The sequence below is a fragment of the Acidithiobacillus ferrooxidans ATCC 23270 genome, from assembly GCF_000021485.1.
In the GTDB taxonomy this organism is placed as follows: domain Bacteria; phylum Pseudomonadota; class Gammaproteobacteria; order Acidithiobacillales; family Acidithiobacillaceae; genus Acidithiobacillus; species Acidithiobacillus ferrooxidans.
This window is the reverse complement of record NC_011761.1, coordinates 1,294,289-1,318,364: the sequence shown is the minus strand read 5'-3', so window position 1 is coordinate 1,318,364 and position 24,076 is coordinate 1,294,289. Positions and strand designations below refer to the sequence as shown.

Genomic DNA, 24,076 nt, shown 5'->3' with positions numbered 1-24,076 from the left:
ACAGGCCGCCCGCTTATCGGCGGATAACGGACCGCCCCAACGATCGAATGAGGAATATCGCCATGAGTCAGAATGCTGAAAAAGTGCTTGATCACTTCAATCTGTTCCGTGAACCGGAATACCAGGAGATGTTCAAGAACAAGAAGGCACAATTTGAAAACCCGGTACCACAGGACAAGCTCGTGCAGGTTCGTGAATGGACAAAGACGTGGGATTATCGGGAAAAGAACTTTGCCCGTGAGGCCTTGACGGTAAATCCCGCCAAGGCCTGCCAACCCCTCGGTGCCGTGTTTGCCGCGGTGGGTTTTGAGAGCACCTTGCCCTTTGTGCATGGTTCGCAGGGTTGCGTCGCCTATTATCGCAGTCATCTGAGTCGGCACTTCAAGGAGCCCACCTCCTGTGTGTCGTCTTCCATGACCGAGGATGCCGCCGTATTCGGGGGCCTCAACAACATGGTGGACGGACTCGCCAACGCCTACGCCATGTACAAACCCAAGATGATTGCCGTTTCCACCACCTGTATGGCGGAAGTGATCGGTGACGACCTGAACGCCTTCATCAAAACCTCCAAGGAAAAGGGCAGCGTACCAGAAGAATATGATGTGCCTTTCGCCCATACTCCGGCCTTCGTCGGCAGCCATGTCACCGGCTATGACAATGCTCTGAAGGGTGTACTGGCGCATTTTTGGGACGGTAAGGCGGGTACCGTACCAGCACTCGTGCGCGAACCCAACGAGAAGATCAACTTCATTGGCGGTTTTGACGGTTATACCGTCGGTAACACCCGGGAAGTGAAGCGCATCCTGGACCTTATGAAGCTGGAATATACGATCCTGGCCGACACCAGCGATGTCTTTGATACGCCGAGCGACGGGAAATTCCGCATGTATGATGGCGGCACCACCCTGGAAGATACGGCGGCAGCCCTGAATGCCAAGGCCACTTTCTCCATGCAGGAATATTGCACGGAAAAGACTTTGCCTTTCATTGCAGAGCACGGTCAGGAAGTCGTCGCCCTGAATTGCCCCATCGGCGTATCGGGTACGGACAAATTCCTTATGGAATTGTCCCGCGTCAGCGGCAAAGCGATTCCCGATGAACTGAAAAAGGAACGCGGGCGTCTGGTGGATGCCATTGCGGATTCCACAGCGCACATTCATGGCAAAAAGTTCGCCATCTACGGTGATCCGGATCAGTGCCTCGGTCTGGCGGCCTTTCTGATGGAACTGGGCGGCGAACCCACCCATGTGCTGGCCACCAATGGATCCAAGCATTGGGCGGAGAAAGTGCAGGCATTGTTCGACAGCTCACCCTTCGGCAAGGATTGTCATGTCTATGCCGGCAAGGATCTCTGGCATATGCGCAGTCTGCTGTTCACCGAGCCGGTGGATTTCCTCTTTGGCAATACCTACGGGAAATATCTCGAACGCGATACGGGTACGCCCCTGATCCGTTACGGCTTCCCGATCTTCGATCGCCATCATCATCACCGTTATCCCATTTGGGGCTATCAGGGCGGCCTGAATATGCTGGTTCGCATATTGGACAAGATTTTTGATGAGATCGATAGCAACAGTAATGTGCCGAGTCAGAGCGATTACAGTTTCGACATTATTCGTTAATCGCTAAAGCGTTGTCGGTTATCCGGCGGCGCGTCAGCGCCGCCTCTCAAGGAGCAGCAGCATGGCAGATGTCACTTTCACCTCCCCCAAAATGGCTAAAGACCTCACGGTTTATGCCACAGCGGGGGATTGTCATACCCTATTATCCGTAGCCAAGGCACATAAGGTGCCGATTGAGTTTGAATGCGAAAATGGTGAATGTGGATCTTGCGCAATACAAGTGGTGGCGATGGCAGATACACCCATGGCTATTCACCTAACTGAAAAGGAAAAAACAGTTCTCCGGTTTTCTGGAAAAATCAGCAAACAACAAATTGAAGATGCGGAGGTGAGGGACATGCCCCCACCATGGCGCCTGGCATGCCAGTACATCGTTCGCGATGAAGACATTCTGGTAAGGCTCTGAATTTTACTTCGTGAGGATAGAGCGATGGGACTGGTGCAATTTATTTCACCGCGTATCGGGGGTGACTGGTCAATGTCCTGTCGCAACCATCAGTCCATATCTCTCCTGAAGATGGCCCGCATGTGGAATGTACCCCTGCCCGTCCAGTGCCGGAAAGGTCTTTGCGGAACTTGCGCGGTACGGGTGACCCCACAGGGAAAGCAACAGCAGTTGTGTCTGAGTGCTTTTGAAAGGCAAACGTTGCGGTGCCTCGGCAAGCTCCCCGCCGTGCTGGACAGTGAAGGCCAGAAGCCGTGGAAAGGACCCTATTGGCGACTGGCCTGCCAGTGCATAGTGGGGACTGGTGATCAATTCTTTGTCGCATTCTGACTTACCAGGAGGTGCCTTATGTTGCAGAACAAAATCCAGGATGTTTTTAATGAACCGGGATGCAGCAAGAACCAGAGCAAGTCCGACAAAGAGCGCAAGAAAGGCTGCACCAAGGCGCTGCAGCCGGGCGGCGCGGCCGGTGGTTGCGCTTTCGATGGGGCAAAGATTGCCTTGCAACCCATTACCGACGTCGCCCACCTGGTCCACGGTCCCATCGCCTGTGAGGGCAACTCCTGGGATAACCGCGGCTCCAAATCGTCTGGTTCGCAACTGTATCGCACCGGCTTTACCACCGACATCAATGAACTGGATGTGGTCTACGGCGGCGAAAAACACCTCTTCAAATCCATCAAGGAAGTACTTGATAAATACGATCCGTCGGCGGTATTTGTCTATCAGACCTGCGTGACGGCAATGATCGGAGACGATATCGAATCCGTCTGTAAAGCGGCCAGTCAAAAATTCGCAAAGCCCATTATTCCGGTCAATGCCCCCGGTTTTGTCGGCGCCAAGAATCTCGGCAACAAACTGGCGGGAGAGGCCCTGCTGGATTATGTGATCGGCACGGAGGAGCCAGAATATAGTACGCCCTATGACATCAATATCATTGGCGAATACAATCTTTCCGGTGAACTCTGGCAGGTCAAACCACTTCTCGATCATTTGGGGATCCGGGTAACCTGTTGCATCAGCGGTGACGCCAAATATCACGACGTGGCGCAATCCCATCGTGCCAGGGCCAATATGATGGTCTGCTCTAAATCCATGATCAATATCGCCCGCAAAATGGAAGAGCGTTATCAGATTCCGTTCTTTGAAGGGTCCTTTTATGGCATCTCCGATACCACGGAGTCGCTCCGGGAGATCACCCGCCTGCTGATCCAGCAGGGTGCCCCGGCAGAGCTCCACGACCGCACCGAAGCGCTGATCGCCCGGGAAGAGGCAAGGGCCTGGCAACGTATCGCCGAATACACCCATCGCCTGCGCGGCAAACGGGTGTTGCTCTTTACGGGGGGCGTCAAATCCTGGTCGGTGGTATCTGCATTGCAGGAAGGCGGGATGGAAGTGGTGGGAACCAGCGTCAAGAAATCCACCAGGGAGGACAAGGAAAGAATCAAGGAAATCATGGGTCAGGATGCGCATATGCTGGATGACCTGACCCCTCGGGAAATGTACAAAATGTTTCAGGAGGCGCGTGCGGATGTGTTGCTGTCGGGCGGACGTTCACAATTTGCGGCCCTCAAAAACAAAATGCCCTGGGTGGACATCAACCAGGAACGCCATCAGGCCTATAACGGTTATGAAGGGATGGTCAACCTGGTGAAACAGATCGATTTGGCCCTCTACAATCCCATGTGGGCCTTGTTGCGCAAACCCGCGCCCTGGGATATGGGGGAGGCACGGACATGAGCACCGTCATTCAGAGCCGCAAGGCATGCACGGTCAACCCCCTCAAAATGAGCCAGCCCATTGGCGGCGCCTTGGCCTTCATGGGCATTGCCGACTGCATGCCCATGCTGCATGGTTCCCAAGGCTGTACCGCCTTTGGTCTGGTGCTCTTTCAGCGTCATTTCAATGAGGGCATTCCCATGCAGACCACTGCCATGAGTGAGGTGGCGACAGTCATGGGCGGCCTGGATCATATCGGTAGTGCCATCCTCAATATTCAACAGCGCACCAAACCGGCCATCATCGGCATCTGTTCCACCGGCGTCACCGAAACCAAAGGCGATGATGTGGATGGTTATCTCAAGAACTTTCGTGCCGCCCATCCCGAACTGGACCAGTTAGCTCTGGTTTACGTCTCTACTCCAGACTTCAAGGATGCTTTTCAGGACGGCTGGGCAAAGGCCGTGGAGAGCATGGTAAAAGGGTTGGCTGAACCCAGCAGCGCGCGCCGGGAGGGTTCCGTCAATTTCCTCGCGGGGTCCCACCTCACCGCCGCGGACATCGAGGAGCTCCGGGAGATCAGTGAATCCTTCGGGCTGGAGGCGACCATCCTGCCCGATATTTCCGGATCCATGGACGGCCACATTCCGGATGACTTCACTCCCAATACCCTGGGCGGCACTCCAGTGGATGCGATCCGGCGCATGGGTGAGGCAGAACTGACCATTGCCCTGGGCGAACAAATGCGTCCTGGGGCAGAAGCCCTGATGACCAAGACTGGCCAGCCATATGTGCTCTTCGATCGCATTACCGGCATCGAAACAACGGATCAGTTATTGGACTGCCTGAGTCAGTTGAGCGGACAGCCGGTACCTGGCAAATATCGTCGCCAACGCAGTCAATTGATCGACGCCATGCTCGACAGTCATTTTTTCTTCGGCGGCAAAAAAATCGCCATTGGCGCCGAACCTGACCTGCTCTGGAATATCGGGTCGTGGCTCAACGAAATGGGGGCGAACATCACTGCTGCAGTAACCACCACCCACTCGCCGCTACTCGAACAGATGCCTTGTGAAGAAGTGCTCATTGGTGATCTGGAGGACCTGGAGGCGCGGAGTGCTGGATGTGACTTACTCATCACCCACTCCCACGGACGACAAGCGGCAGCGCGGCTGGATATCGCTTTCCTGCGCATGGGACTGCCTATTTTTGACCAGCTCGGCGCCGCCCATCGCCTGTCTCTTGGCTATCGCGGTGCCCGCGATCTGACCTTCGAGATCGGCAACCTGTTAATGGCACAGGAAGAAGAAAATCGCCCGGATAGTTGGCCACTAGCCACGGAGGATCACGATGCACATGCGCCGTTTGCGTTTGGTTAAGGATGCGGAACGCAGTAGTCACTTTTTATCTGGTCAACGCCCAGGAGGCACCATGAAAGTCGCATTTTCAACCCAGGATATGCAGAGAGTCGATGCTCATTTTGGTTGGGCGAAAAATATCGCAATTTATGAGATCAGTGCAGAAGAATACCATTTTCTGGAGGCTGTGCAATTTGACGGCGAACTTGCCGAGGATGGCAACGAAGACAAGTTGGCTCCCAAGCTGGAAGCTATCAAGGATTGCGCCATTTTATATGTGGCAGCCATCGGCGGCTCCGGTGCAGCGCGGGTGGTGGCCATGAAAATTCATCCCATCAAGGTGAATGAACCGGAACCCATCCATGGAATACTCGACAAGCTGCAGGTCGTATTACAGGGAACTCCCCCCCCCTGGCTCCGCAAGGTCATGAACAAGGGTGCAGAAAAAGCGTTTAATTTTTATGACGAAGAGGAATTAAGTCATGCCTGAGAATACTGCAATGGCGGCGCTTTTGCCGGAAGAGTCCCTGTTTTTTCGCGAACTGGTCAAGCAGTGGCGGGCACAGGATAGCTATGGTACCTGGGAAAAAAAGTCCGACATGGAGCTGCTGGCACCCTACGTGCTGGATAAGGAGCAGCGCCGGGCAATACCCATCATTGGTGACCCCGATCCCGAAATACTTTGGCGGGTGGAACTTTTTTATAACGCCGTGGGGCTGGCTACGGAGCGTGCTTCCGGAGTCATGGTGTCCCCCATGATGAAAATGAGTCATGAAGGCTTTGGCCGCATGGTGCTGATTGCCGGACGTTTGATCGTGGTCAACAAACAGTTGCGCGATGTGCATCGTTTTGGTTTCCCCAGCATGGAAAAACTGGCCGAAGAAGGTGACAAACTGGTGGCAGGTGCCCTGGAAATGATCGAGAAATTTCCGGAGGTGGCCCGCTTTTGACCCTTGAACCAGCGCAGCTCACGCTTATGGTTCATCAGCGCACAGGAGTATGACGCCATGTCTGTATTGATGGAGATGTTACCGATAGTAGAAGAACAGACCAATCACTGGGAGTTGATTGTGGACGAAAAAGACGCTTTGAAAACAGAAATCAAACGGCTCAATGCCCAGGCCACCCAGGCCAAAATGGATCTTCACGATCTGGCCGAAGATTTGCCCGTCGGCTGGGAGAATATTCTGGAACTGGCGAACCGTACCTACGCTGCCTATCGCGACCTGACGGTGGCCAGGGCGCGGCTCGCATCCTTCCCTGGGGGATGACCGTATGCACGACATAACCGGCATCACCAAGGGGGGACTCGGCTGGACCCCCCAGTTTGTCGAACATATCAACCAGGAAAAGTGCATCGGCTGCGGGCGTTGTTTCCGCGCCTGCGGTCGGGATGTGCTGAACCTTGTTGGTATCACTGAAGAAGGGGAACTGGTGGCGGCAGACGATGACGAAGCAGAGCGCAAATTCATGACGATTGCGCATCCCGAAAAATGTATCGGCTGCGAGGCATGCTCCCGGGTTTGCCCCAAAAACTGCTATACCCACGCGTCCATGTCCCTGGCGGTCAGCGTCTCGGCATAGCGCTTCAGAGGGAGTGCATCCATGAAGACTGCCATATATGACATTCTGATGTCCGGTCGCAACCCGGATGAGGCATTCTCTGACGCGCGTTTTTTTGCGCTGTGTATCAGCCATCGCGCCATGGAACGCAAGGGCAACATCAGCATGGCGCTTGGCCTGGAGACCAGGCAACTGAGACATCTGTTTTCTCGTTATTTCCCGCAGATAGAGGAATCGCGTTCGACCGCGCAATGCACGAAAGTATATCTCCATAGTGCTGCAGGCGGGACCTTTTTGTGCCAGTGCCAGGGGAAAGAAAACAAAGCGCCCGCGCGCGATGAGGAAACCGGTGATCTGGTCAAACTCTTACTGGATCACCGTGCCGGCGTTCATCAGGCCACGGAGTGGGTAGCAGCCATTCTCGCCGCGGGCTGCCTGGGCAATGATCACTTGTGGCAGGACCTGGGCCTGACGAATCGGGAGGACCTCAGTGACATTATTAAGCATCATTTTCCGGGACTGTATTTAAAAAATACCGGCAACATGAAATGGAAGAAGTTCTTTTATAAGCAGTTGTGTGATCAGGCCGAAGTCCGGCTCTGCCAGGCACCCAGTTGCGCTGTTTGTCATGATTATGCCCAGTGCTTTGGCCCGGAAGATGCCAATGGCTGGAACCTGCTGGCTGCCCAGGGCTAAAAACCCGTCAGCATCCGCAACCCGGTCCGGATGCAATATTTTACCCCTACCCATATGGAGTCATTTATGTCCATCAGCATCGAACAAAGCGCGTTTGCAGGGCTCGACACTCAGAAAAGACTGCTGAACCAGGTATTCAAGGGCGAACTGAGTGCGCAGGGACGCTTCGGTTTTCGCGGCGAGCTGGCTATCAAATTTGCTACCGCCGTGGCCGATGAAGCACGTCCACCGGAACTCCTCGCACAACAAGTCATCAGTTCGGCAGAGCCGGGCGCTAAAAAGATTTCTTTTTTTTCCTGCTATCTTCTGTCTTTTGGGTATCTGGACCCGCTGGTAACGGCGTTGTCCGAGTATCTGGAACCCTCTGGTAAATATTTTATTTACTGCAACAATATCGACTTCAGCAAGCGTTACCATCTGGAATATAAGGGCATCCCATTTTATATCCTGCCGCTGGATGAAGCGACGGTCTACAATGAGCTGCTGGAATTGTTCGGACTGGAACGCAACGATCTCAAAAAACTCGACACGGCAGGTAAGATCAATCGCATCGCCGAGAACGCCTTGCAATATAGTGCCGTATTCCCCGAGATCAGCTATGCAGACTGCCTGGCGGGCATGGGTCCGGTACGTGATCCCGGCGAAAACCGGCCCGTATAAGCACTTTTGTCGTTGTTTTAGCGAAAACCCGGACACCAGCGGTCTCCGGGTTTTTGACATCCTGGGCCGCTCCGCGATGTTCGTTTTCTTGCAAAACCATCCTGGGAGATGTATAGAAACCAACAAAAACGCACTAATGACACCTCCACATCCATTGTAAATCGTCACAATAACAATAAGTTGATAACAAACTCAAAAAGCTGGCCCAAGTCTTGCAAAGAAGCATACAGGAACCCCTGTCGCGTAAGGAGTATGTCATGCTGATATTGACGGAAAAGGCCATTGATGTCGTAAAGAATCTGCTTGCCGAGAATCCTGAAGCGAGCGGATTACGGGTTGCGGTGACCGGAGGCGGTTGTTCCGGTTACCAATACGGAATGGGATTGGAGGCCGAAGCAGGCGCCGAGGACACCGTGGTGGCGATAGAGGGTGTGCCGGTTTACGTGGACAACGCCAGCGCTACGCTGCTTAACGGGGTCGTCATTGACTATGTGGACGAACTCAGCGGCAGCGGCTTCCGCTTCGAAAACCCCAATGCTACGGGAACCTGCGGTTGCGGGTCGTCATTCACCACGGGAGACGAGGCCTCCGCTTCCTCGGCCTCCTCCTGCGGACATCGGAGTTGACGCCATGTGGGATTATACCGATAAAGTCAAGGATTACTTCTTCAACCCCAAGAATACCGGGGTCCTCGAAGAGGCCAATGCGGTCGGCGAGGTCGGCTCCATCAGTTGCGGAGATGCCCTACGCCTGATGCTCAAGGTAGACCCGGATACGGATGTCATCCTGGATGCCCGATTCCAGACGTTTGGCTGCGGCTCCGCCATCGCCTCGTCATCGGCCTTGACGGAACTGATCAAGGGCAAGACACTGGATGAAGCGCTCAAAATCACCAATCAGGACATCGCTGAATTTTTGGGTGGGCTTCCTCCGGAGAAAATGCATTGTTCCGTCATGGGCGCGGAGGCCCTGCATGCCGCTATCGCCAATTACCGCGGCGAAGATTGGGCAGATGATCACGAAGAAGGCGCGCTGGTATGTAAATGCTTCGCCATCGACTCGGCGCTCATTGAGAAGGTGGCCAGGGAAAACCATTTGTCGACGGTCGAAGAGATCACTTTCTATACCAAGGCGGGCGGCGGTTGCCAGAGCTGCCATGAGCAGATCGAGGATATCCTCGCGGCAGTAAACGGCAGCGCGCCGCTACCGGTGGTGGCCGCGAAACCCACCGCAAAACCCGCCCCGGCACCCATGACCATGGTGCAGAAAATCCAGAAAATATCCGCCGTGATCGATGAAATGCGCCCGCAATTCCAGATGGATGGCGGCAATATCGAACTGGTCGATGTGGATGGTGATACGGTCATGGTAGCCATGAGCGGCTCGTGCATGAACTGCCAGTCTTCCGGGATCACCATTTCCGGCATCCAGGAGCGCCTGATGCTGACTCTGGGCCGTCCGGTACGGGTAGTTCCGGCCAGCATGCCGCAAGCCGTGGGGGCATAGCCATGAGCAGCGCCTATATGGACAACAATGCCACCACCCGGGTAGATCCCCAGGTGCTGGAGACCATTCTTCCCTACTTCAGCGAGTATTACGGCAACCCCTCCTCCATGCACAGCTTCGGCGGCGATGTGGGCAAACGTCTGGAAGAAGCGCGCGCCTCCGTACAGGCGCTGCTGGGAGTAGAACACGACTCGGAAATCATTTTTACTTCCTGTGGGACGGAGTCCGATAACACTGCCATCCTCTCGGCCCTGGCCATTCAGCCCAGCCGCCGGGAAATCATCACCAGCGTGGTGGAACACCCGGCCATTCTGTCTCTCTGTGATCATCTCGAACGTCATGAAGGCTATAAAGTCCACTACATTCCCGTGGACCGGCTTGGGCGCATCTCCATGGAAGCGTATGCCGCAGCGCTCAGCGAGCAGGTGGCCGTCGTCTCCATGATGTATGCCAACAATGAGACGGGGACGATCTTCCCCGTCGAAAGCATGGCACGGATGGCCAAGGAGAAGGGCGCACTCTTTCATACGGATGCCGTGCAGGCAGTGGGCAAAATTGCCCTGAACATGCAGGAATCGGCCATCGACATGCTCTCCCTCTCCGGCCATAAGCTGCATGCCCCGAAAGGCGTCGGTGCGCTCTATGTGCGCCGGGGCACCCGCTACCGACCCATGCTGCGCGGTGGTCACCAGGAACGCGGACGCCGGGCCGGAACGGAAAACACCACGGGCATTATCGCCCTGGGGCTGGCTGCAGACATGGCCCTGGAGCATATGGAGTATGAAAACACCGTGGTGCGCGCTTTAAGGGATCGTCTGGAGGCCGGGATACTGGCGCAAGTGCCCTATGCTTTCGTCAATGGCGATCCGGAGCACCGCCTGCCCAATACGTCCAGCATCTCTTTTGAATACATCGAGGGTGAAGCCATTCTGATGCTCCTGAGCCGGGTTGGCATCGCCGCCTCCTCTGGCTCCGCCTGCACCTCCGGGTCACTGGAGCCGTCCCATGTGTTGCGCGCCATGGATATCCCCTATACGGCGGCGCACGGCACCATCCGTTTCTCCCTGTCCCGGGAGACCACGGAAGCGGAGGTGGACTGGGTGATTGCGCAGACACCACCCATCGTCGAGCAATTGCGGCGTCTGTCCCCCTACTGGGGGGCCAATGGCCCCATCCTCACTGATAACGCCTTTGCACCCGTATATGCATGAGCTCAGCCCTTTCTCCCGCGACTTTGCGGTAATCCACGACACCACCCTACGCGATGGCGAACAGACCGCCGGGGTCGCGTTCCGCCCGGACGAAAAGCTCACCATCGCCAAGAGTCTGGCCGATGCCGGGATTCCGGAACTGGAGATCGGCATCCCCGCCATGGGGAGCGAAGAGGAGGAAACCATCCGGGGCATTGCTCAGATGGGCCTGCCCGCCCGTCTGGTGGTCTGGTGCCGGATGCACGATACGGACCTGGGCGCGGCAAAGCGTTGTGCCGTGGACATGGTCAATGCCTCAGTGCCGGTGTCGGATATCCAGATTCGGGGCAAGCTGGGCAAAGATCGTCAGTGGGTCCTACAGCAGGTGGATCGCCGGGTGAAGCAGGTACTGGACAGCGGCATGGATGTGGCGGTAGGCGGCGAAGATGCCTCCCGGGCACCCTTGGATTTTGTTCTGCGAGTCATGGAAGTCGCGCAACGAGCCGGGGCGCGCCGCTTTCGTTATGCCGACACCCTGGGCATCCTGGAACCCTTTAATACCGCCCATATCATGCGGCGCTTAAGGGCGGTCACGGACATGGAAATCGAAATCCATGCCCATAACGATCTGGGTCTGGCCACTGCCAACTCCGTCGCTGCCCTGCGTTTTGGTGCCACCCATGTAAACACGACGGTGAACGGCCTGGGCGAGCGCGCCGGCAACGCCGCGCTGGAGGAAGTCGTGATGTGCCTGCACCATCTGCACGGCATCGAGACAGGTATCGACGTGCGCCAGTTCAAAGCGATTTCGCAACTGGTGGCACTGGCATCCGCCCGCCCCGTCCCCGCCGGGAAAAGCATCGTCGGAGATGCCATCTTCAGCCACGAGTCCGGTATCCATGTCGATGGATTACTCAAAAATCCCCGGAATTACCAAAGCTTCGACCCGGAGGAGCTGGGGCGCCAGCATCACTTGGTACTGGGTAAGCATTCCGGTACCAAGGCTATCATGCGTGCCTATGCTGAACTGGGGAGCATTATCACCGAGTCACAGGCACAAAACATCCTCAGACAGATTCGCGTCTATGTACTTCAGCATAAAGTAACGCCGCCGGTCGAAGATATGCATCGCTTTCTTCTGGAAAGCATGGAATCCCCGCACGTCCATTCCTGAATAAAGGAGAAAACCATGGCTGCCACGCTGCTCGGCAAGGAAGAATCCCGCAAGTCCGGTCTGTGGCGCAACCTGCGCGACGATATTCACTGCGTTTTTGAACGTGATCCGGCGGCGCGCAACACCCTGGAAGTCCTCACCACCTATCCTGGGGTGCATGCACTGCTGGCGCACCGCGTGGCCCATCGCTGCTGGCAGCGGGGATGGAGATATCCGGCCCGGGTATTGAGCGCCGTGGCGCGATTCTCAACCGGTATCGACATTCACCCGGGGGCGCAGATCGGGCGCCGATTCTTCATTGATCACGGCATGGGCGTGGTGATTGGCGAAACAGCCGAGATCGGCGACGATTGCACCATCTACCACGGCGTGACCTTGGGGGGAACGAGCTGGAATCCGGGCAAGCGTCACCCGACATTGCAGGATCGGGTCATGGTGGGTGCGGGTGCGAAGATCCTCGGACCCGTCACTATCGGTCATGACGGCCAAGTGGGTGCCAATGCGGTGGTCATTAACGATGTGGCGGCGGGAATGACGGTCGTGGGCATCCCCGGCCGCGTCGTGCTCCCTGCCGAACGCCGCCGCATCAACACCCACGGTATTGATCTGGATCACCATCTCATGCCGGATCCAGTGGGCAAGGCTATCCAGTGCCTGATGGAACGAATTTCCCAACTGGAATTGCAGGCCCAGTCCGTCGGGCGTGTTGCACCACTGACGGAAAAAGACTGCAATAACTGTCCGGATTCCGATCCCAACCTGTGTGGGCCAAACAGCAGCCCAGCACTTTAGCCCCCTCCCCTCTGACGACTTCCAAGGATGACACCATGAGTGATCTACGTAAAACACTGGCGAGTTTGTCCTCCGCTGAGGATTTCCTGAAGTTTCTGAACATCGAGTATGATGAGACAGTGGTCCATATCAATCGTCTCCATATCCTCAAACGTTTTCATGATTACCTGAAAAGAGAGGGGAATACGGACGCCCTGGATGATCGGGCGCTGCAAGCGCTTTATGTGAAATTGCTCAGCCAATCGTATCAAGATTTTGTGGTATCTGATGCGGTCTCCGAGAAGGTGTTCAAAGTCTTTCATCAGGCCATGGGCGTGAGTCATGTCTCTCTCGAAAAGGTGGCGGTCAGCGCGCGGAAAGGCCGTTGACACGCCGTTGCCGCGCCGGAATAAAATGCCACGACCAGGGCTGACGGACGGAACGGCGCACATCATGGCGACAGGCAATAACAGCGAATCCATGCGCGTGGTGATGGCCTACCATGAACGATCCAAGCATCACCTGAATCGCTATGCGGCCGGGCCCGAGGCGCTGGACTGGGATGCACAACCCAACCCCTTCCGCGAGTTCACCGGAAGCCCACGGCGCATCCTGCCGTTGCTGACGGAAGAAACTGCCGTCCCGTTCGCCGCGCTCTCCGCAGTCAGGTCCCAACCCTTCACGCTCCAGGCGGTCGCCCAGTTTTTGGAGCTTGCCCTCGGGCTGGCGGCATGGAAGGAATACGGTCCGGATCGCTGGGCATTGCGCTGCAACCCGTCCAGCGGCAACCTGCATCCCACCGAGGCCTATCTTCTCGCCTTCGGGGTTCCGGATCTGGAGGATGGACTGTATCACTACCTGAGCAGAGATCACCTGCTCGAACAGCGCTGGTCTCCCGATGCCGAACAACACGGCTCGGGGGTGTATGTCGGGCTGACTTCCGTAGCGTGGCGCGAAGCATGGAAATACGGCGAACGGGCACTACGCTATTGCCAACTGGATATTGGCCATGCGCTGGGCGCCCTGCGCTACGCCGCGGGCACCCTGGGTTGGCACCTTCGCCTGCGCGGGGATGTGGACGATACCCGACTGCGCAGCCTCCTGGGCCTGGACCGTTCCGGCGATTTCGCGCATGCCGAAGGCGAGGATGCGGAGCTGCTGCTGGAAATCCTCCCAGCCGATACCATGTCCTCCGCCATCGCTAGCCCCGCTGCGCTGCCGGGGCAATGGTGGGGTCAGGCCAACCGCCTGGATGCCCATCCCCTGTACCAGTGGCCGGTCATCGCCGAAACGAACAGCGCCAGCAGGATGCCGCTACTCACTCCCGACCCGCTTCCGCCCGATCCCTGGCCAGCACGCAAAAAATCGGGACATACTGCCGCCAGCACCCTGATCCGCCGTCGGCGCAGCGCCCAGCGCTTCGACCCGGAGACGGTCATGGCGGCTGACGATTTCTTTACCCTCCTGGATGCGTTGCTGCCCCGGTCCGACCTGCCGTGGGATATCTGGCCCTTCACCCCGCGCATCCATCCGATACTTTTTGTGCATCGCGTTAGTGGCCTGAGTAGTGGCCTCTATGCCCTGCCCCGCACCGCAGAGGGCGAACCAGTGCTACGCATGGCCCTCCATCCCGATTTCTCCTGGGAAGCAGTGGCTACTGCGCCCACCCATCTGCCCCTGCGGCGACTCTATAGCGGCGACGTGCGCAGTATCGCCCGGACTCTGTCCTGTCATCAGGCCATTGCCGCCGATAGCTGCTTTGCCGTGGCCTTTCTGGCGGAATATGCAGACTCCCTGAAGTGCGGCGCCTGGCACTACCGCTTGCTCTACCAGGAAGCGGGGCTGCTGGGCCAGATATTGTATCTGGAAGCCGAATCTCTGGGTCTGAACGGCACCGGCATCGGCTGTTTTTTTGATGATGCCGTGCAGGAAATATTGGGGATCAAGGATAACCGACTGCAATCCCTTTACCACTTCACCGTGGGTCATGCCCTGACGGATACGCGGATCAGCACCCTCCCGCCCTATGCCCACCGGGAACTGAACATCCACACCGGAGAAACCTCATGAATACCCGCTCCTTTCACCGTATTGATGTGCACAAGGCCCGCGAACTCCTGCAAAGGCCGGACACCGTGTTACTGGATTGCCGCCACCCCAGCGATTTCCGGGCCGGACATATTGCCGGCGCTTCTCCCCTCGGCGATTACAACGCCGATGACCATGTGCTGAACATCGCCAAGCATCGTCCTGTACTGATCTATTGCTACCATGGCAACGCCAGCCAGATGCGTGCCCAACTCTTTGCCGATTTTGGTTTTGCGGAGGTATATAGTCTGGATGGCGGTTACGAAGCCTGGCGCAAGGTGCATACGCCCGCAAATTCGCAGCTCACGGAGGCACTGCAATGCTGGCTGATGGCGCAGGAGTTTCCCGCCGCAGACATCCACGCGCGCACCCGCGACGGGGTGACGCCCTTGATGCGTGCCGCCGGCGAAGGTGATCCTGCGCGGGTGGCTGAACTGCTCGCCGCCGGTGCCGACCCGCACCAGCGCAACAACGATGGCAATCAGGCCCTCTGGTTCGCTTGTGTCAGTGAGAATCTGGACACACTGGACCTGCTGGTGGCGGTTGGCGCCCACCTCAACCACCAGAATGACAACGGCGCCACTTGCCTGATGTATGCTGCATCCGCTGGCAAGACGGCGGTAGTGGAGCGTTTGCTGGCATTCGGTGCAGACCGGAGCCTCCTTTCGCTCGATGATTTCACCGCGCTGGATATGGCCGCCAATCTGGAATGTCTGAATTTGTTGCGCGAAACACCGAGGCGGATAAAAGCCGTCACCTGAACAGGCATCATTATTGCTGTACTCGGGTAACAGATACGGTTTTGGCCATAACCTGACAAAGGAGCAAAGATGCCTATTTTCGATTACCATTGTTGCGATTGCGACGCCGACTTTGAATTGCTGGTCATGAATTCAACCATCCCAAACTGCCCGCAATGTGGCAGCCAACACCTGGAAAAGCAGATTTCGCGCGTAGCCGCACCTGGTCGCAGTGCTGGACTGAAGGCGCGTGCTCGTGCACAAGCGGCGAAGGAGGGGCATTTGAGCAATTTTTCGCCCGCCGAGCGCAAATTGCGCTGACTCGGCAGGCATCGTTTCACCCCACCGACTTTTTGGAATAACACCAGCGAGGATTTATCATGAGTGGTTTTTTCATGGATTTGGATGGCAATTTACGAAGCATTGAGGACCCGGGAGGCGGTTACGTTTGCGATATATTATGCTGATATGGTATCCATGCCATCCGCTGCGGCACTTCGCACCATGATATAAAGATCAATATTCCGACTCATCCAGCCAATAGTGGCTTTGTGCCAGGCTGCATAATTGGCTTCTTCCCAGATGGCGCACAATAATGCTTCATCCCGGGTAATTTCCGCATCACTATACTGCTTCTGATTGGCCACTTCGCAAGCCATAGGGTCAGCCCCATGCTGTGCGAAGACTTCCTCAGCCGCCTGTATGGCGAGGGCCATATCGTTTTCGCTCACCAATCCCATATCATCGCCTGCCAGAGTAATGATTGTACGCATTTTCATATCTCCCTACTCCATTAAAAACTCATCTCTCCAAGGTCACCCAGCAGCTGGTTCCAGCCCGCGAAATACCGAACAGCGTTTAAAGACCTCCACAGTCGGCAGCACCTGTTTCTGTTTACAGAATTTAGCCACCAGTTTGGCCAGTCCTTTAATATCCCTGCCAGTGGCTGCAGGAAAAATATCCACCAATTCGTCAATGGCCGACATGGAGATATCGAGACAAAACTGATCGCACATCACCTGCCAGATTTGTCGGCGTCCATTGCCATCCGGGGGATTGTATTTAATCAGGGCGATGCAACGGGAGACAATGGCTTCATCAATGTCATCCACCCGATTCGTGGTCAAAAACAACAAACCATTAAAATACTCCAGCACCCGCAGAAAAACGCCAACCACCGCGTTCATCGTCATATTGTCGTCCCGCCGCTTGATATAGACATCCGCTTCATCAATCAGCATAACGGCGCCCCAGCGTTGGGCGCGGGTCAGTATCTCCTTCAGCGCGGTCTCCATGCTGGCCACATTCAATCCCAGTTGTCCTGAATGCACCCGATACAGCGGTCGCTGAATAATTTCAGAGTACACCTCGGCGGTAAGCGTTTTTCCTACGCCGGCGGGTCCGGCGCAAAGCACTGTGGTTCCGCCGGATTTCCCGGTGATGATATCGTCCATCAGGACATCCATCTCGGCAGTCAAAATATCAATAAGATCTGTCTGTTCAGCGGGTAAAATCAGCTTTTGCTTCAATGTGGGCTGGTAAGCGTAAGGCGCAATGTCGCTGACATGCACCCAGAGATAATGATGAAGCTCCAGGTGAAACATGAATAAATAGGGATGCACGGGGATTTTCGTGAACAACCCATTCTCGATAACAGACCGGAATTGCCCCACCTCTTCTTCGGCACCATAGCGATTGCTTTTTGCCGCTTTGCGCAAATAGGGGCCGAGAATATCCCCCGTCACTTCCAGTGCTGTGACCCTGGCGGTCAGAATACCCTCATCATTGACCAGACGTGCCCTGCCCTCTCCCGCCGACAAAATGATCACGTCTTTTCGTGACCAGTCGGTATCCCGATGTGTCGCGCTGGGATCTTCGGCATAGAAGCCGACCCCGAGCGCCGAATACTGTGCGCCATAATGTCCCCGCCATTCGAAATAACGGGAGACTTCTGCGTCGTAGGCAGCAATCAGCTCCGGAGTTTCTTTCAAAAATCCCTTTGCAGCGAGAATTTCCCTCACCGAACGATTGGCCATATCACTCGCGGAAATACGAACGGTCGGACTTGCAATGACGCCTTTGGCGTTCGCTTTCAGTTCTATGACGATCTTGCCGGTTTCGTCATTTCCCGGTGCTACATAATCCAGTCTGGTGATGACATAAGCCAGGGCCTTACCATCCACGTTGATACTGAACAGCCAGCCCCGGATGGCGTCTTCAATCAGCAGGCCCGCCAGCGCTGGCAATAATAGTTCGAGATCATCCTCCGGTCCGAAACGCCGATCATTACCCTGCCTGGCTTTTTGCAGGGCAAATAATATGGCTGACTGTGCATGCAACTCCGGTCCTGCTGCCTGATACAGCGTGGCGAGAAAACCCAGTTCAGAATATGCCAATTGCTGAAAAGACAATTCAGCAACATCCCCGAAACGAAGCTGTTCCCGCAAGCTCGCCAGATGCGGGAACTCCTGCACCATCGCCTCGACATGCACCCGCCGTATCCGCAGTTTCAAAAAGCCTCTCCCTAGATGTCAATAAGTACACATTATTGTCATAAAACGAACAAATAAGTGGGCAATAGGGCCGCGTGGAAGATGTAGCAAAAAAGATGCCAAATTCATGTCATATCTGGATATGACCAGCTTAACAAATCTATTGACACCCAAAAATAGTTACCAGTATATTCCATTGAATATTTCGCAAACCACAGGAGTAGAGCCCGTGAAACACCGTCACTATCAAAGTTCCCTTGCACTGATCGTCGCCGCCAGCCTGCTGGGTTTATCGCCCCAAGCCATGGCCAAAGACCTGCATGTCGCTTACGCAGGCTCCATGGGTACGGTCATGGACCTGCATCTCGGACCGGCCTTCGCCAAAGCCCATAGCGTGCACTACCAGGGGGAGGGTCAGGGCGCTTATGGCCTCGCCCGGCTCATCGCCGCCCACAAACTGCGCACCGACGTTTTTGTCTCCATCACCCCCGGCCCCATCGAGGTGCTGATCAAGGCCGGCCTGGTCAAGAAGGCCTTCCCGGTCGCCAGTACTGCCATGTGCATCGCTTATAGTCCCAACAGCCCCTACGCCAAAGATTTCAAGGAAGCCGCGGAAGGCAAGGTGCCGTGGTATGAAATCCTGAAGAAGCCGGGGGTGATCTTCGGTCGCACAGATCCCAAAACCGATCCCCAAGGGCAAAATATCGTCTTTACCTTCATGCTGGCGGAAAGGTATTACCACCAACCGGATCTAGTGAACAAAATCCTCGGTCCGGTCGAGAACCCCCGGCAGATATTCACGGAAGCGTCGTTACTTTCCCGCCTCAAGAGTGGGCAGATGGCCGCCTCATCGGGTTATCTCAGCGCGGTAAAATCCCTGCATCTGCCTTATATCACCCTGCCCGATCAGATCAATCTCAGCAATCCGGCCATGGTCAAAGACTGGTACAGCAAAGTCCACTTCACCCTGAATGTGGACGGAAAACCCCAGACTGTGCACACCCAGCCTCTGGTCTTCTATGCTGCGGTACCCGTGGATGCGCCCGATCCCAAACTGGGCATGGCCTTTATCCACTTCATGACCAGCCCCCAGGGTCAGACCATGTTCAAAGAGACCGGCTACAACCCACCCAAGGGTGACGTACTGAAATAACGCGGCTCCACGCCGGCGCATTCCGCGCCCGGCGCAAATAGTTCAGCAGACAGTTCGCCGGCCTGTTGGGGTGAGATATTTCTCCACGGCCGGGCTGATCATGCCACGTTATATTCAAAATACCGCAATGAAAACCACCATGCGCGATACGCAGGAGCTATTCCCATGCAGAAAAATATCCTTCATCTGGTGACAGCAGCCAGCCTGATGGGTGCCTTCAACGCCAGTGCCCAGGCCGAAACCCTGTCTCAATTTTTTGCGAAAAGTCATATTGATGGACAAATCCGTTCCTACTACTTCAGCCGCCTCTATGGCACCCCCAACACCGTCAATGCTTATGCCTACTCCCTGGCCGGACGCATCAATGTCGTCACCGCGCCCTTTCTCTCGGGCTTCCGTATCGGCGTCAGTTTTTACACTGCCAACGCACTTGGCACGCAGCCCAGCAATCCGGCCCGGATCGACAAGACCCTCATGGGTACCAGTCCTTCCGTCAATGCACTGGGTCAGGCCTATCTGGAATATCAGGACAAATGGATCACCGCCAAGGTAGGCAATCAGTTGGTAGATACCCCCTGGCTGAACCGGGTCGGTGGGCGGGTGATTCCCGTCACCTATCAGGGGGTGACCCTGGAGGCCCATCCCTTCAGCGGCCTGCAACTCAGCGCGCTGCGGATGTTCCGCTGGAAAGACCGCACTACCGACCAGTTCTACCGGGACAACCTCTATTACCCCGGCCACTATGAGGGTGACTCCCTCTATGGCGGACCCAATGTGCTGCCCGCCGGTACTCCGCCCACCAACGGAGCGCTCGCCTTTGGCGCCCAATATCACGCATATCACGCCGAAACCGCCGCCTGGTTTTACCAGTTCGACCAATTCGCCAACATGTTCTACTGGAGCGGCCACTACGCCCTGCCGACATCCTTCGTCCTCAAGCCCTTTGTGGATGCGCAGTTCACCCGGGAATGGGGTGCCGGAGAGGCCTTTGCGAGCACCGGCACCACCCTCTTCGGCCAGCCAGGACAAGGTGTGAACAGCACCAACTGGGGTGTAAAAGCCGGTTTTCAGTTCCCCGACGGCAGCCTCTGGTGGGGTTATGATGCTACAGAATTGCATGCCCACGCCTTGGGCGGCGGCGCCATTATTTCCCCCTATACCATCGGCTATACGGCAGACCCGCTGTATGTGAACAGCATGATACAGGGCCTGGTCGGCGTGGGTCCGGGACATGGCTGGCGGGTGCGGGCCGCTTACTGGGTTCTGCCTAAACAAGTCCAACTGACAGCCGGCTATTCCCAGTTCACCACCTATTTTTCCGGCAATAGCAACTGGACCCACTTTAACGTGAGCTACTTCCCCCAGGGCATGTTCCGGGGGCTGTGCTTGCGGGATCAGGTGGAGGTGGGGAATGGTGGTGCGGTCGGGCTATTTCCGGGCTCAGGACAACACTCCTTTGTGTACAACCGAGTGATGATGACGTACCAGTTTTAACGCCGGGTACAGATGGTGCGTGGCGAATGGACTGCATTGAGGTATCATTGCCAGAGGCTGGGCGGATGGCGACCATGGACGCGATGGATATACCGGGAAAAATCACTCCGTCTGACCTGGCGGGACGGCAGAAATCCCGTTGGATGTTGGCATCGACGGGGCTCAATGGCCTGCTCTCCATAGCAAAAATCGGCTGGGGTGTATACTCCGGCAGCACCGTCGTCATCGCCGACGCCGTGCATAGTATTTCCGACGTATTGGGCGCGTTGCTCATCCTTGCGGCCATCCGCTTTTCCCGCCACCGCTCCTTGCGGTTTCCGTACGGTCTCCATAAGGTGGAGGACATGGCTGCCCTGGGCGGTGCCTTGCTGGTCGTCATTGCCGCCTATGAGATCGCCCGCGCGGTATTTTTCTCCGGCGGTGCGCGGCCACCTGACAATCCCCTGGCCACCATGGGGTTCATGGCGGCCATTCTGGTGGCCGAAGGGATTTTCTATGTTTTCGAACGACGCGCCGCCGCCTGCCTCCATTCCCCCGGACTGCAAAGCGATGTGGTCAATTGGCTGGGCGATATCGGCGCGGGGGTAGTGGTCATCGCCGGAATCGGCGGGCATCTCCTGCGGATACCCTTTGCCCAGGAGATTGCCGTCCTCATCATCCTCTTCCTGATTCTGGAGGGCACCTGGGGGGTGCTGAAAAACGCCATCCTCTCGCTGCTCGACGCCTCGGTGGAATCCGAACTGTACGCAAAGGCGAAAAATCTGCTACTGACCACGCCGGAAGTGGAAGGCGTGGAAGGATTGCGTCTGCGGCATGCCGGGAGTGTCCTGTTCGCGGACGCCACCATCGGTATCGCTGCGGCAAACTTCGCACACGCCCATGAAGTAGCCGACCGCGCCCAGCAACGACTGCAAGAGGCGTTTCCTGAACTGGAAAACATAACGCTTCATTATGAGCCACCCTTCAAGCCATTTAAAAGACGGGCGCTCCTTCTGACCGAGGAGGGATCGGCGCTGGCTACGCGTTTTGGGATGGCGCAACGTATTCGTTTCGAGGACGAAAACCGCGAGGGTGTCCTGGTAAATACCCAAACCCTGAATAACCCCGTACCTGGCGCTGAAAAAGGGCGCGGCATACGGCTGGCGGCATGGCTCATTGCCCAGGGGGCGGACGAAATTCACATGCGCGCCGGGCAGTTGGAGCCGGCTCTGGAGGCATTGCTCTCGGCGGCGGGAGTCACATTGGTGATTGACGAGAATCCCCCGCTCCCACCGCACGCCGAATGAAGCCATACAGGAGTCACCGGCACAGGAACCCAACCCTCCAGTGCCACGCAACGGGGCATACCTAGACCCACGCCTTCCGTATCTGCCGGAGCACCAGTAAAAACGCCGGCACCCCCAGAAGTTCCGCAAATACGCCCACCGGAACATCCACGGAGAACAGGTTGCGGGCCAGGGCGTCCGCGAGCAAAAGGTATGCGGCACCGAGAATACTGCTCCCCAGCAACAGACGGCGGTTGCCCGGTCCGAGCATCAGACGTCCCAGATGGGGGATGATCAGCCCGATCCAGCCGATCATCCCCGCCATCATCACGGCCATAGCTGCCAGCAGTGTCGCGAGCACGATGACCAGCAAACGAATCTGGCGCACTGGCAGACCAAGACTATGCGCTTCTTCGTCCCCCAGACTCAGGGCATCGAGACGATGACCCTGTAATATCAACAGGCTGATCCCGATAAAAACCGGCAGGGCAAAGTAGGGAATCTGGCGCAGGGGCACGTTGGAAAGACTGCCCATCAACCAGAAAACGATACTGGGTAGCTGCTGGTACGGATCGGCGGCATATTTCACCAGTGAAAGCAGTGCGGTAAACAAGGCTCCGGCCAGAATACCGCCAATCACCAGCATCAGAGTAGGCTGCCCGGGAAAATGACGGGCGATCAGGTAAGCCATCGCCACGGCGATCAGCCCAAAAATAAAGGCGGCCACCTGTATCGTCCACCAGGGTCCGCCCAGGATGATGCCCAAGGCTCCCCCGAAGGCTGATCCTGCCATGACGCCCAGAATATCCGGAGCCGCCAGCGGGTTGCGGAACACGGCCTGAAAGACGGTGCCACTGGCCGCCAGCGCCGCGCCCACAAGGATCGCCACAGAGAGGCGCGGCAGGCGGATCTCCACCATCAACAAATGGATCTGCACGGCTTTATCCGGCGATAACAGTGGGCTGCCCCGCAGCCATTGCCAGAATTGCAGCCAGGACAGCGGGTAATGTCCCCAGGACATCTCCAGCAAGACCATGCCGGCCAGGAGCACGAGCAGCAATGGCATGGTCAGCCTCTTGGCCGATCCTGGCAGCGCCGTTACCCTCACGGCTGCCACATCGACCGGGCCTGCGCCTTGGTCACGTTTTTTTGCAGGAAAGTCTTGAAGAAATCCTGTATCTCCTGATTCAGATGAATTTTGGACTGCTGCGGATACAACACGTGCGCCAGCCACAAAGCGCCCAAACCCTGCATGAAGGAAGGCGGACGATCCATCCAGTTAAAAGGCTGCCGCGGCACCAGATAAACGCGATGATCTTTTACCGCTTTAAGGCCTTGCCAGGCCGGAAGTCCATACACACGCCGATAAAAAACCGGGTCCTGCACCAGAATCACGTCGGGATTCCAGCCCAGCACCTGTCCCATACTCACCCGCTCCATACCTTTCAATGCCGTCGCCTTGCCGGTAAAGACGTTATCACCGCCCGCAGCACGGATCACTTCGGTATGAGGAGAATTCGCCGTATCGGTCATCAGACCATCCACGCCTTCTGCGTAATACACCGTCTGACGCCGCGCCTCAGGAATAGAGGAGCGCAACTGCCGGAGCCGATTCAGGATATTCTGAAAATCCGTGGCCAGTAGTTCGCCGCGCGCGCCTTGTCCCAATTTATCGCCCAGCAGACGATACGCGGCGGGATAGTCATTCAGACTTTTCAGATTGACGGCCAGCGTGGGCACATCGATGCGCTGTAGCTCGCTACGCAGGCGGGCATTATCCAGGTAAGGCGCCCAGAGCAACGCCAGCTTGGGATGAATGGCGAGAACACGTTCCAGCTCCGGTTTGTCGCCAGGGTCCCAGCCACCCAGTACCGGCAGATTGCGCGTAGCTGGCAGGAGGTATTCGGAATTCGTACTCATGCCCAGGCCCGCCATTTTATTCAGCGGAAAATTCCACCCGGCCAGCAAATCCGGGGCGAGACTGTAAACCAGCAGGGTTACTGGCGGTGCGGTGCCGTAAACACTGTGGGGCGGAAGTCGGGTGGGGGCTGTGGCCGCCCACGAGGGCAACGAAAGCAACAGGCTGACGCCCAATGCCGCAACAGGTAAACGCCATTTTCCTGGCAAGGTATGAAACATT

27 protein-coding genes are annotated in these 24,076 nt (G+C 56.6%); 23 read left to right on the top strand and 4 right to left on the bottom strand.

Going from position 1 to position 24,076, the window contains the following annotated elements:
* Positions 1–62: 62 nt before the first annotated feature.
* The 20 genes from nifK (at position 63) to AFE_RS07015 (ending at position 15,853) form a co-directional block, all read left to right on the top strand.
* Entirely contained in the window at positions 63–1,622 is a 1,560-nt protein-coding gene (gene nifK, locus AFE_RS07110; RefSeq protein ID WP_012536579.1) for a nitrogenase molybdenum-iron protein subunit beta, read from the top strand.
* Positions 1,623–1,683: 61 nt separating this feature from the next.
* Entirely contained in the window at positions 1,684–2,028 is a 345-nt protein-coding gene (locus AFE_RS07105) for a 2Fe-2S iron-sulfur cluster-binding protein (RefSeq protein WP_012536578.1), read from the top strand.
* A gap of 24 nt (positions 2,029–2,052) precedes the next feature.
* Positions 2,053–2,397, top strand: a complete 345-nt coding sequence (locus tag AFE_RS07100; protein ID WP_012536577.1) for a 2Fe-2S iron-sulfur cluster-binding protein — start codon at positions 2,053–2,055, stop codon at positions 2,395–2,397.
* 18 nt (positions 2,398–2,415) lie between these two features.
* Complete coding sequence (nifE, locus tag AFE_RS07095; RefSeq protein WP_012536576.1) at positions 2,416–3,807, top strand: nitrogenase iron-molybdenum cofactor biosynthesis protein NifE; 1,392 nt, start codon at positions 2,416–2,418, stop codon at positions 3,805–3,807.
* Positions 3,804–5,165 (top strand): nitrogenase iron-molybdenum cofactor biosynthesis protein NifN, encoded by a 1,362-nt coding sequence (nifN, locus tag AFE_RS07090; protein ID WP_012536575.1) that lies wholly within the window; start codon positions 3,804–3,806, stop codon positions 5,163–5,165. Before nifE ends, nifN begins: the two co-directional genes overlap by 4 nt.
* The gene (nifX, locus tag AFE_RS07085; protein WP_229129793.1) at positions 5,137–5,634 is read left to right on the top strand and encodes a nitrogen fixation protein NifX; all 498 of its coding nucleotides are present in this window, start codon (positions 5,137–5,139) and stop codon (positions 5,632–5,634) included. Before nifN ends, nifX begins: the two co-directional genes overlap by 29 nt.
* Entirely contained in the window at positions 5,627–6,094 is a 468-nt protein-coding gene (locus tag AFE_RS07080) for a NifX-associated nitrogen fixation protein (protein ID WP_012536573.1), read from the top strand. The genes nifX and AFE_RS07080 overlap by 8 nt, the downstream gene beginning before the upstream one ends.
* 57 nt (positions 6,095–6,151) lie before the next feature.
* Positions 6,152–6,415 (top strand): CCE_0567 family metalloprotein, encoded by a 264-nt coding sequence (locus tag AFE_RS07075; protein ID WP_012536572.1) that lies wholly within the window; start codon positions 6,152–6,154, stop codon positions 6,413–6,415.
* Between the two features lie 4 nt (positions 6,416–6,419).
* On the top strand, positions 6,420–6,728 hold the full coding sequence (gene fdxB, locus AFE_RS07070; RefSeq protein ID WP_012607081.1) for a ferredoxin III, nif-specific: 309 nt from the start codon (positions 6,420–6,422) through the stop codon (positions 6,726–6,728).
* Positions 6,729–6,749: 21 nt separating this feature from the next.
* On the top strand, positions 6,750–7,403 hold the full coding sequence (locus AFE_RS07065) for a nitrogen fixation protein NifQ (protein WP_012536570.1): 654 nt from the start codon (positions 6,750–6,752) through the stop codon (positions 7,401–7,403).
* A 66-nt stretch (positions 7,404–7,469) separates the two neighbouring features.
* Positions 7,470–8,063: a hypothetical protein gene (locus AFE_RS07060; protein ID WP_012536569.1), complete on the top strand. Its 594-nt coding sequence runs from the start codon at positions 7,470–7,472 to the stop codon at positions 8,061–8,063.
* 257 nt (positions 8,064–8,320) lie between these two features.
* Positions 8,321–8,689 (top strand): HesB/IscA family protein, encoded by a 369-nt coding sequence (locus tag AFE_RS07055; RefSeq protein ID WP_009564611.1) that lies wholly within the window; start codon positions 8,321–8,323, stop codon positions 8,687–8,689.
* A 4-nt stretch (positions 8,690–8,693) separates the two neighbouring features.
* Positions 8,694–9,569: a Fe-S cluster assembly protein NifU gene (gene nifU, locus AFE_RS07050; RefSeq protein ID WP_009564610.1), complete on the top strand. Its 876-nt coding sequence runs from the start codon at positions 8,694–8,696 to the stop codon at positions 9,567–9,569.
* 2 nt (positions 9,570–9,571) lie between these two features.
* Positions 9,572–10,780 carry a cysteine desulfurase NifS gene (gene nifS / locus AFE_RS07045; RefSeq protein ID WP_012607080.1) on the top strand — a complete coding sequence of 403 codons (1,209 nt, stop codon included), beginning with the start codon at positions 9,572–9,574 and terminating at the stop codon, positions 10,778–10,780.
* Positions 10,773–11,933 (top strand): homocitrate synthase, encoded by a 1,161-nt coding sequence (gene nifV, locus AFE_RS07040; RefSeq protein ID WP_012536567.1) that lies wholly within the window; start codon positions 10,773–10,775, stop codon positions 11,931–11,933. The genes nifS and nifV overlap by 8 nt, the downstream gene beginning before the upstream one ends.
* A 15-nt stretch (positions 11,934–11,948) precedes the next feature.
* Complete coding sequence (cysE, locus tag AFE_RS07035) at positions 11,949–12,725, top strand: serine O-acetyltransferase (RefSeq protein ID WP_012536566.1); 777 nt, start codon at positions 11,949–11,951, stop codon at positions 12,723–12,725.
* A gap of 35 nt (positions 12,726–12,760) precedes the next feature.
* A complete protein-coding gene (gene nifW, locus AFE_RS07030) occupies positions 12,761–13,093 on the top strand; it encodes a nitrogenase-stabilizing/protective protein NifW (protein WP_009564607.1) in 333 nt (110 codons plus the stop codon).
* 64 nt (positions 13,094–13,157) lie between these two features.
* Complete coding sequence (locus AFE_RS07025) at positions 13,158–14,774, top strand: nitroreductase family protein (RefSeq protein ID WP_012607079.1); 1,617 nt, start codon at positions 13,158–13,160, stop codon at positions 14,772–14,774.
* Positions 14,771–15,553 (top strand): rhodanese-like domain-containing protein, encoded by a 783-nt coding sequence (locus tag AFE_RS07020; protein WP_009564606.1) that lies wholly within the window; start codon positions 14,771–14,773, stop codon positions 15,551–15,553. Before AFE_RS07025 ends, AFE_RS07020 begins: the two co-directional genes overlap by 4 nt.
* A 69-nt stretch (positions 15,554–15,622) precedes the next feature.
* Positions 15,623–15,853 carry an FmdB family zinc ribbon protein gene (locus AFE_RS07015; RefSeq protein ID WP_009564605.1) on the top strand — a complete coding sequence of 77 codons (231 nt, stop codon included), beginning with the start codon at positions 15,623–15,625 and terminating at the stop codon, positions 15,851–15,853.
* A gap of 137 nt (positions 15,854–15,990) precedes the next feature.
* Here the strand turns inward: AFE_RS07015 and AFE_RS07010 are convergent, their stop codons facing one another.
* Together AFE_RS07010 and AFE_RS07005 are read right to left on the bottom strand one after the other, a co-directional pair.
* The gene (locus tag AFE_RS07010) at positions 15,991–16,311 is read right to left on the bottom strand and encodes a hypothetical protein (protein ID WP_009564604.1); all 321 of its coding nucleotides are present in this window, start codon (positions 16,309–16,311) and stop codon (positions 15,991–15,993) included.
* Between the two features lie 36 nt (positions 16,312–16,347).
* Positions 16,348–18,045, bottom strand: coding sequence for an AAA family ATPase (locus AFE_RS07005; RefSeq protein ID WP_012536564.1), 1,698 nt, complete (start codon positions 18,043–18,045; stop codon positions 16,348–16,350).
* 208 nt (positions 18,046–18,253) lie between these two features.
* Between AFE_RS07005 and AFE_RS07000 the strand changes: the two genes are divergently transcribed.
* The 3 genes from AFE_RS07000 to AFE_RS06990 all read left to right on the top strand — a co-directional run bounded on the left by AFE_RS07000 (position 18,254) and on the right by AFE_RS06990 (position 21,957).
* The gene (locus AFE_RS07000) at positions 18,254–19,177 is read left to right on the top strand and encodes an extracellular solute-binding protein (protein ID WP_012536563.1); all 924 of its coding nucleotides are present in this window, start codon (positions 18,254–18,256) and stop codon (positions 19,175–19,177) included.
* Between the two features lie 165 nt (positions 19,178–19,342).
* The gene (locus AFE_RS06995) at positions 19,343–20,671 is read left to right on the top strand and encodes an OprD family outer membrane porin (RefSeq protein ID WP_012536562.1); all 1,329 of its coding nucleotides are present in this window, start codon (positions 19,343–19,345) and stop codon (positions 20,669–20,671) included.
* Between the two features lie 65 nt (positions 20,672–20,736).
* The gene (locus AFE_RS06990) at positions 20,737–21,957 is read left to right on the top strand and encodes a cation diffusion facilitator family transporter (protein ID WP_012536561.1); all 1,221 of its coding nucleotides are present in this window, start codon (positions 20,737–20,739) and stop codon (positions 21,955–21,957) included.
* Positions 21,958–22,018: 61 nt separating this feature from the next.
* Here the strand turns inward: AFE_RS06990 and AFE_RS06985 are convergent, their stop codons facing one another.
* A complete protein-coding gene (locus AFE_RS06985) occupies positions 22,019–23,002 on the bottom strand; it encodes a FecCD family ABC transporter permease (RefSeq protein WP_012536560.1) in 984 nt (327 codons plus the stop codon).
* Between the two features lie 38 nt (positions 23,003–23,040).
* The gene (locus AFE_RS06980; protein ID WP_012536559.1) at positions 23,041–24,075 is read right to left on the bottom strand and encodes an ABC transporter substrate-binding protein; all 1,035 of its coding nucleotides are present in this window, start codon (positions 24,073–24,075) and stop codon (positions 23,041–23,043) included.
* Position 24,076: the final 1 nt, after the last annotated feature.

What these genes read in the sequence shown, in the direction of transcription:
- nifK (WP_012536579.1), top strand. Translation starts at nt 63, where the DNA reads ATGAGTCAGAATGCTGAAAAAGTGCTTGATCACTTCAATCTGTTCCGT.
- AFE_RS07105 (WP_012536578.1), top strand. Translation starts at nt 1,684, where the DNA reads ATGGCAGATGTCACTTTCACCTCCCCCAAAATGGCTAAAGACCTCACG.
- AFE_RS07100 (WP_012536577.1), top strand. Translation starts at nt 2,053, where the DNA reads ATGGGACTGGTGCAATTTATTTCACCGCGTATCGGGGGTGACTGGTCA.
- nifE (WP_012536576.1), top strand. Translation starts at nt 2,416, where the DNA reads ATGTTGCAGAACAAAATCCAGGATGTTTTTAATGAACCGGGATGCAGC.
- nifN (WP_012536575.1), top strand. Translation starts at nt 3,804, where the DNA reads ATGAGCACCGTCATTCAGAGCCGCAAGGCATGCACGGTCAACCCCCTC.
- nifX (WP_229129793.1), top strand. Translation starts at nt 5,137, where the DNA reads ATGCACATGCGCCGTTTGCGTTTGGTTAAGGATGCGGAACGCAGTAGT.
- AFE_RS07080 (WP_012536573.1), top strand. Translation starts at nt 5,627, where the DNA reads ATGCCTGAGAATACTGCAATGGCGGCGCTTTTGCCGGAAGAGTCCCTG.
- AFE_RS07075 (WP_012536572.1), top strand. Translation starts at nt 6,152, where the DNA reads ATGTCTGTATTGATGGAGATGTTACCGATAGTAGAAGAACAGACCAAT.
- fdxB (WP_012607081.1), top strand. Translation starts at nt 6,420, where the DNA reads ATGCACGACATAACCGGCATCACCAAGGGGGGACTCGGCTGGACCCCC.
- AFE_RS07065 (WP_012536570.1), top strand. Translation starts at nt 6,750, where the DNA reads ATGAAGACTGCCATATATGACATTCTGATGTCCGGTCGCAACCCGGAT.
- AFE_RS07060 (WP_012536569.1), top strand. Translation starts at nt 7,470, where the DNA reads ATGTCCATCAGCATCGAACAAAGCGCGTTTGCAGGGCTCGACACTCAG.
- AFE_RS07055 (WP_009564611.1), top strand. Translation starts at nt 8,321, where the DNA reads ATGCTGATATTGACGGAAAAGGCCATTGATGTCGTAAAGAATCTGCTT.
- nifU (WP_009564610.1), top strand. Translation starts at nt 8,694, where the DNA reads ATGTGGGATTATACCGATAAAGTCAAGGATTACTTCTTCAACCCCAAG.
- nifS (WP_012607080.1), top strand. Translation starts at nt 9,572, where the DNA reads ATGAGCAGCGCCTATATGGACAACAATGCCACCACCCGGGTAGATCCC.
- nifV (WP_012536567.1), top strand. Translation starts at nt 10,773, where the DNA reads ATGCATGAGCTCAGCCCTTTCTCCCGCGACTTTGCGGTAATCCACGAC.
- cysE (WP_012536566.1), top strand. Translation starts at nt 11,949, where the DNA reads ATGGCTGCCACGCTGCTCGGCAAGGAAGAATCCCGCAAGTCCGGTCTG.
- nifW (WP_009564607.1), top strand. Translation starts at nt 12,761, where the DNA reads ATGAGTGATCTACGTAAAACACTGGCGAGTTTGTCCTCCGCTGAGGAT.
- AFE_RS07025 (WP_012607079.1), top strand. Translation starts at nt 13,158, where the DNA reads ATGGCGACAGGCAATAACAGCGAATCCATGCGCGTGGTGATGGCCTAC.
- AFE_RS07020 (WP_009564606.1), top strand. Translation starts at nt 14,771, where the DNA reads ATGAATACCCGCTCCTTTCACCGTATTGATGTGCACAAGGCCCGCGAA.
- AFE_RS07015 (WP_009564605.1), top strand. Translation starts at nt 15,623, where the DNA reads ATGCCTATTTTCGATTACCATTGTTGCGATTGCGACGCCGACTTTGAA.
- AFE_RS07010 (WP_009564604.1), bottom strand. Translation starts at nt 16,311, where the DNA reads ATGAAAATGCGTACAATCATTACTCTGGCAGGCGATGATATGGGATTG.
- AFE_RS06995 (WP_012536562.1), top strand. Translation starts at nt 19,343, where the DNA reads ATGCAGAAAAATATCCTTCATCTGGTGACAGCAGCCAGCCTGATGGGT.
- AFE_RS06990 (WP_012536561.1), top strand. Translation starts at nt 20,737, where the DNA reads ATGGCGACCATGGACGCGATGGATATACCGGGAAAAATCACTCCGTCT.
- AFE_RS06985 (WP_012536560.1), bottom strand. Translation starts at nt 23,002, where the DNA reads ATGCCATTGCTGCTCGTGCTCCTGGCCGGCATGGTCTTGCTGGAGATG.
- AFE_RS06980 (WP_012536559.1), bottom strand. Translation starts at nt 24,075, where the DNA reads ATGTTTCATACCTTGCCAGGAAAATGGCGTTTACCTGTTGCGGCATTG.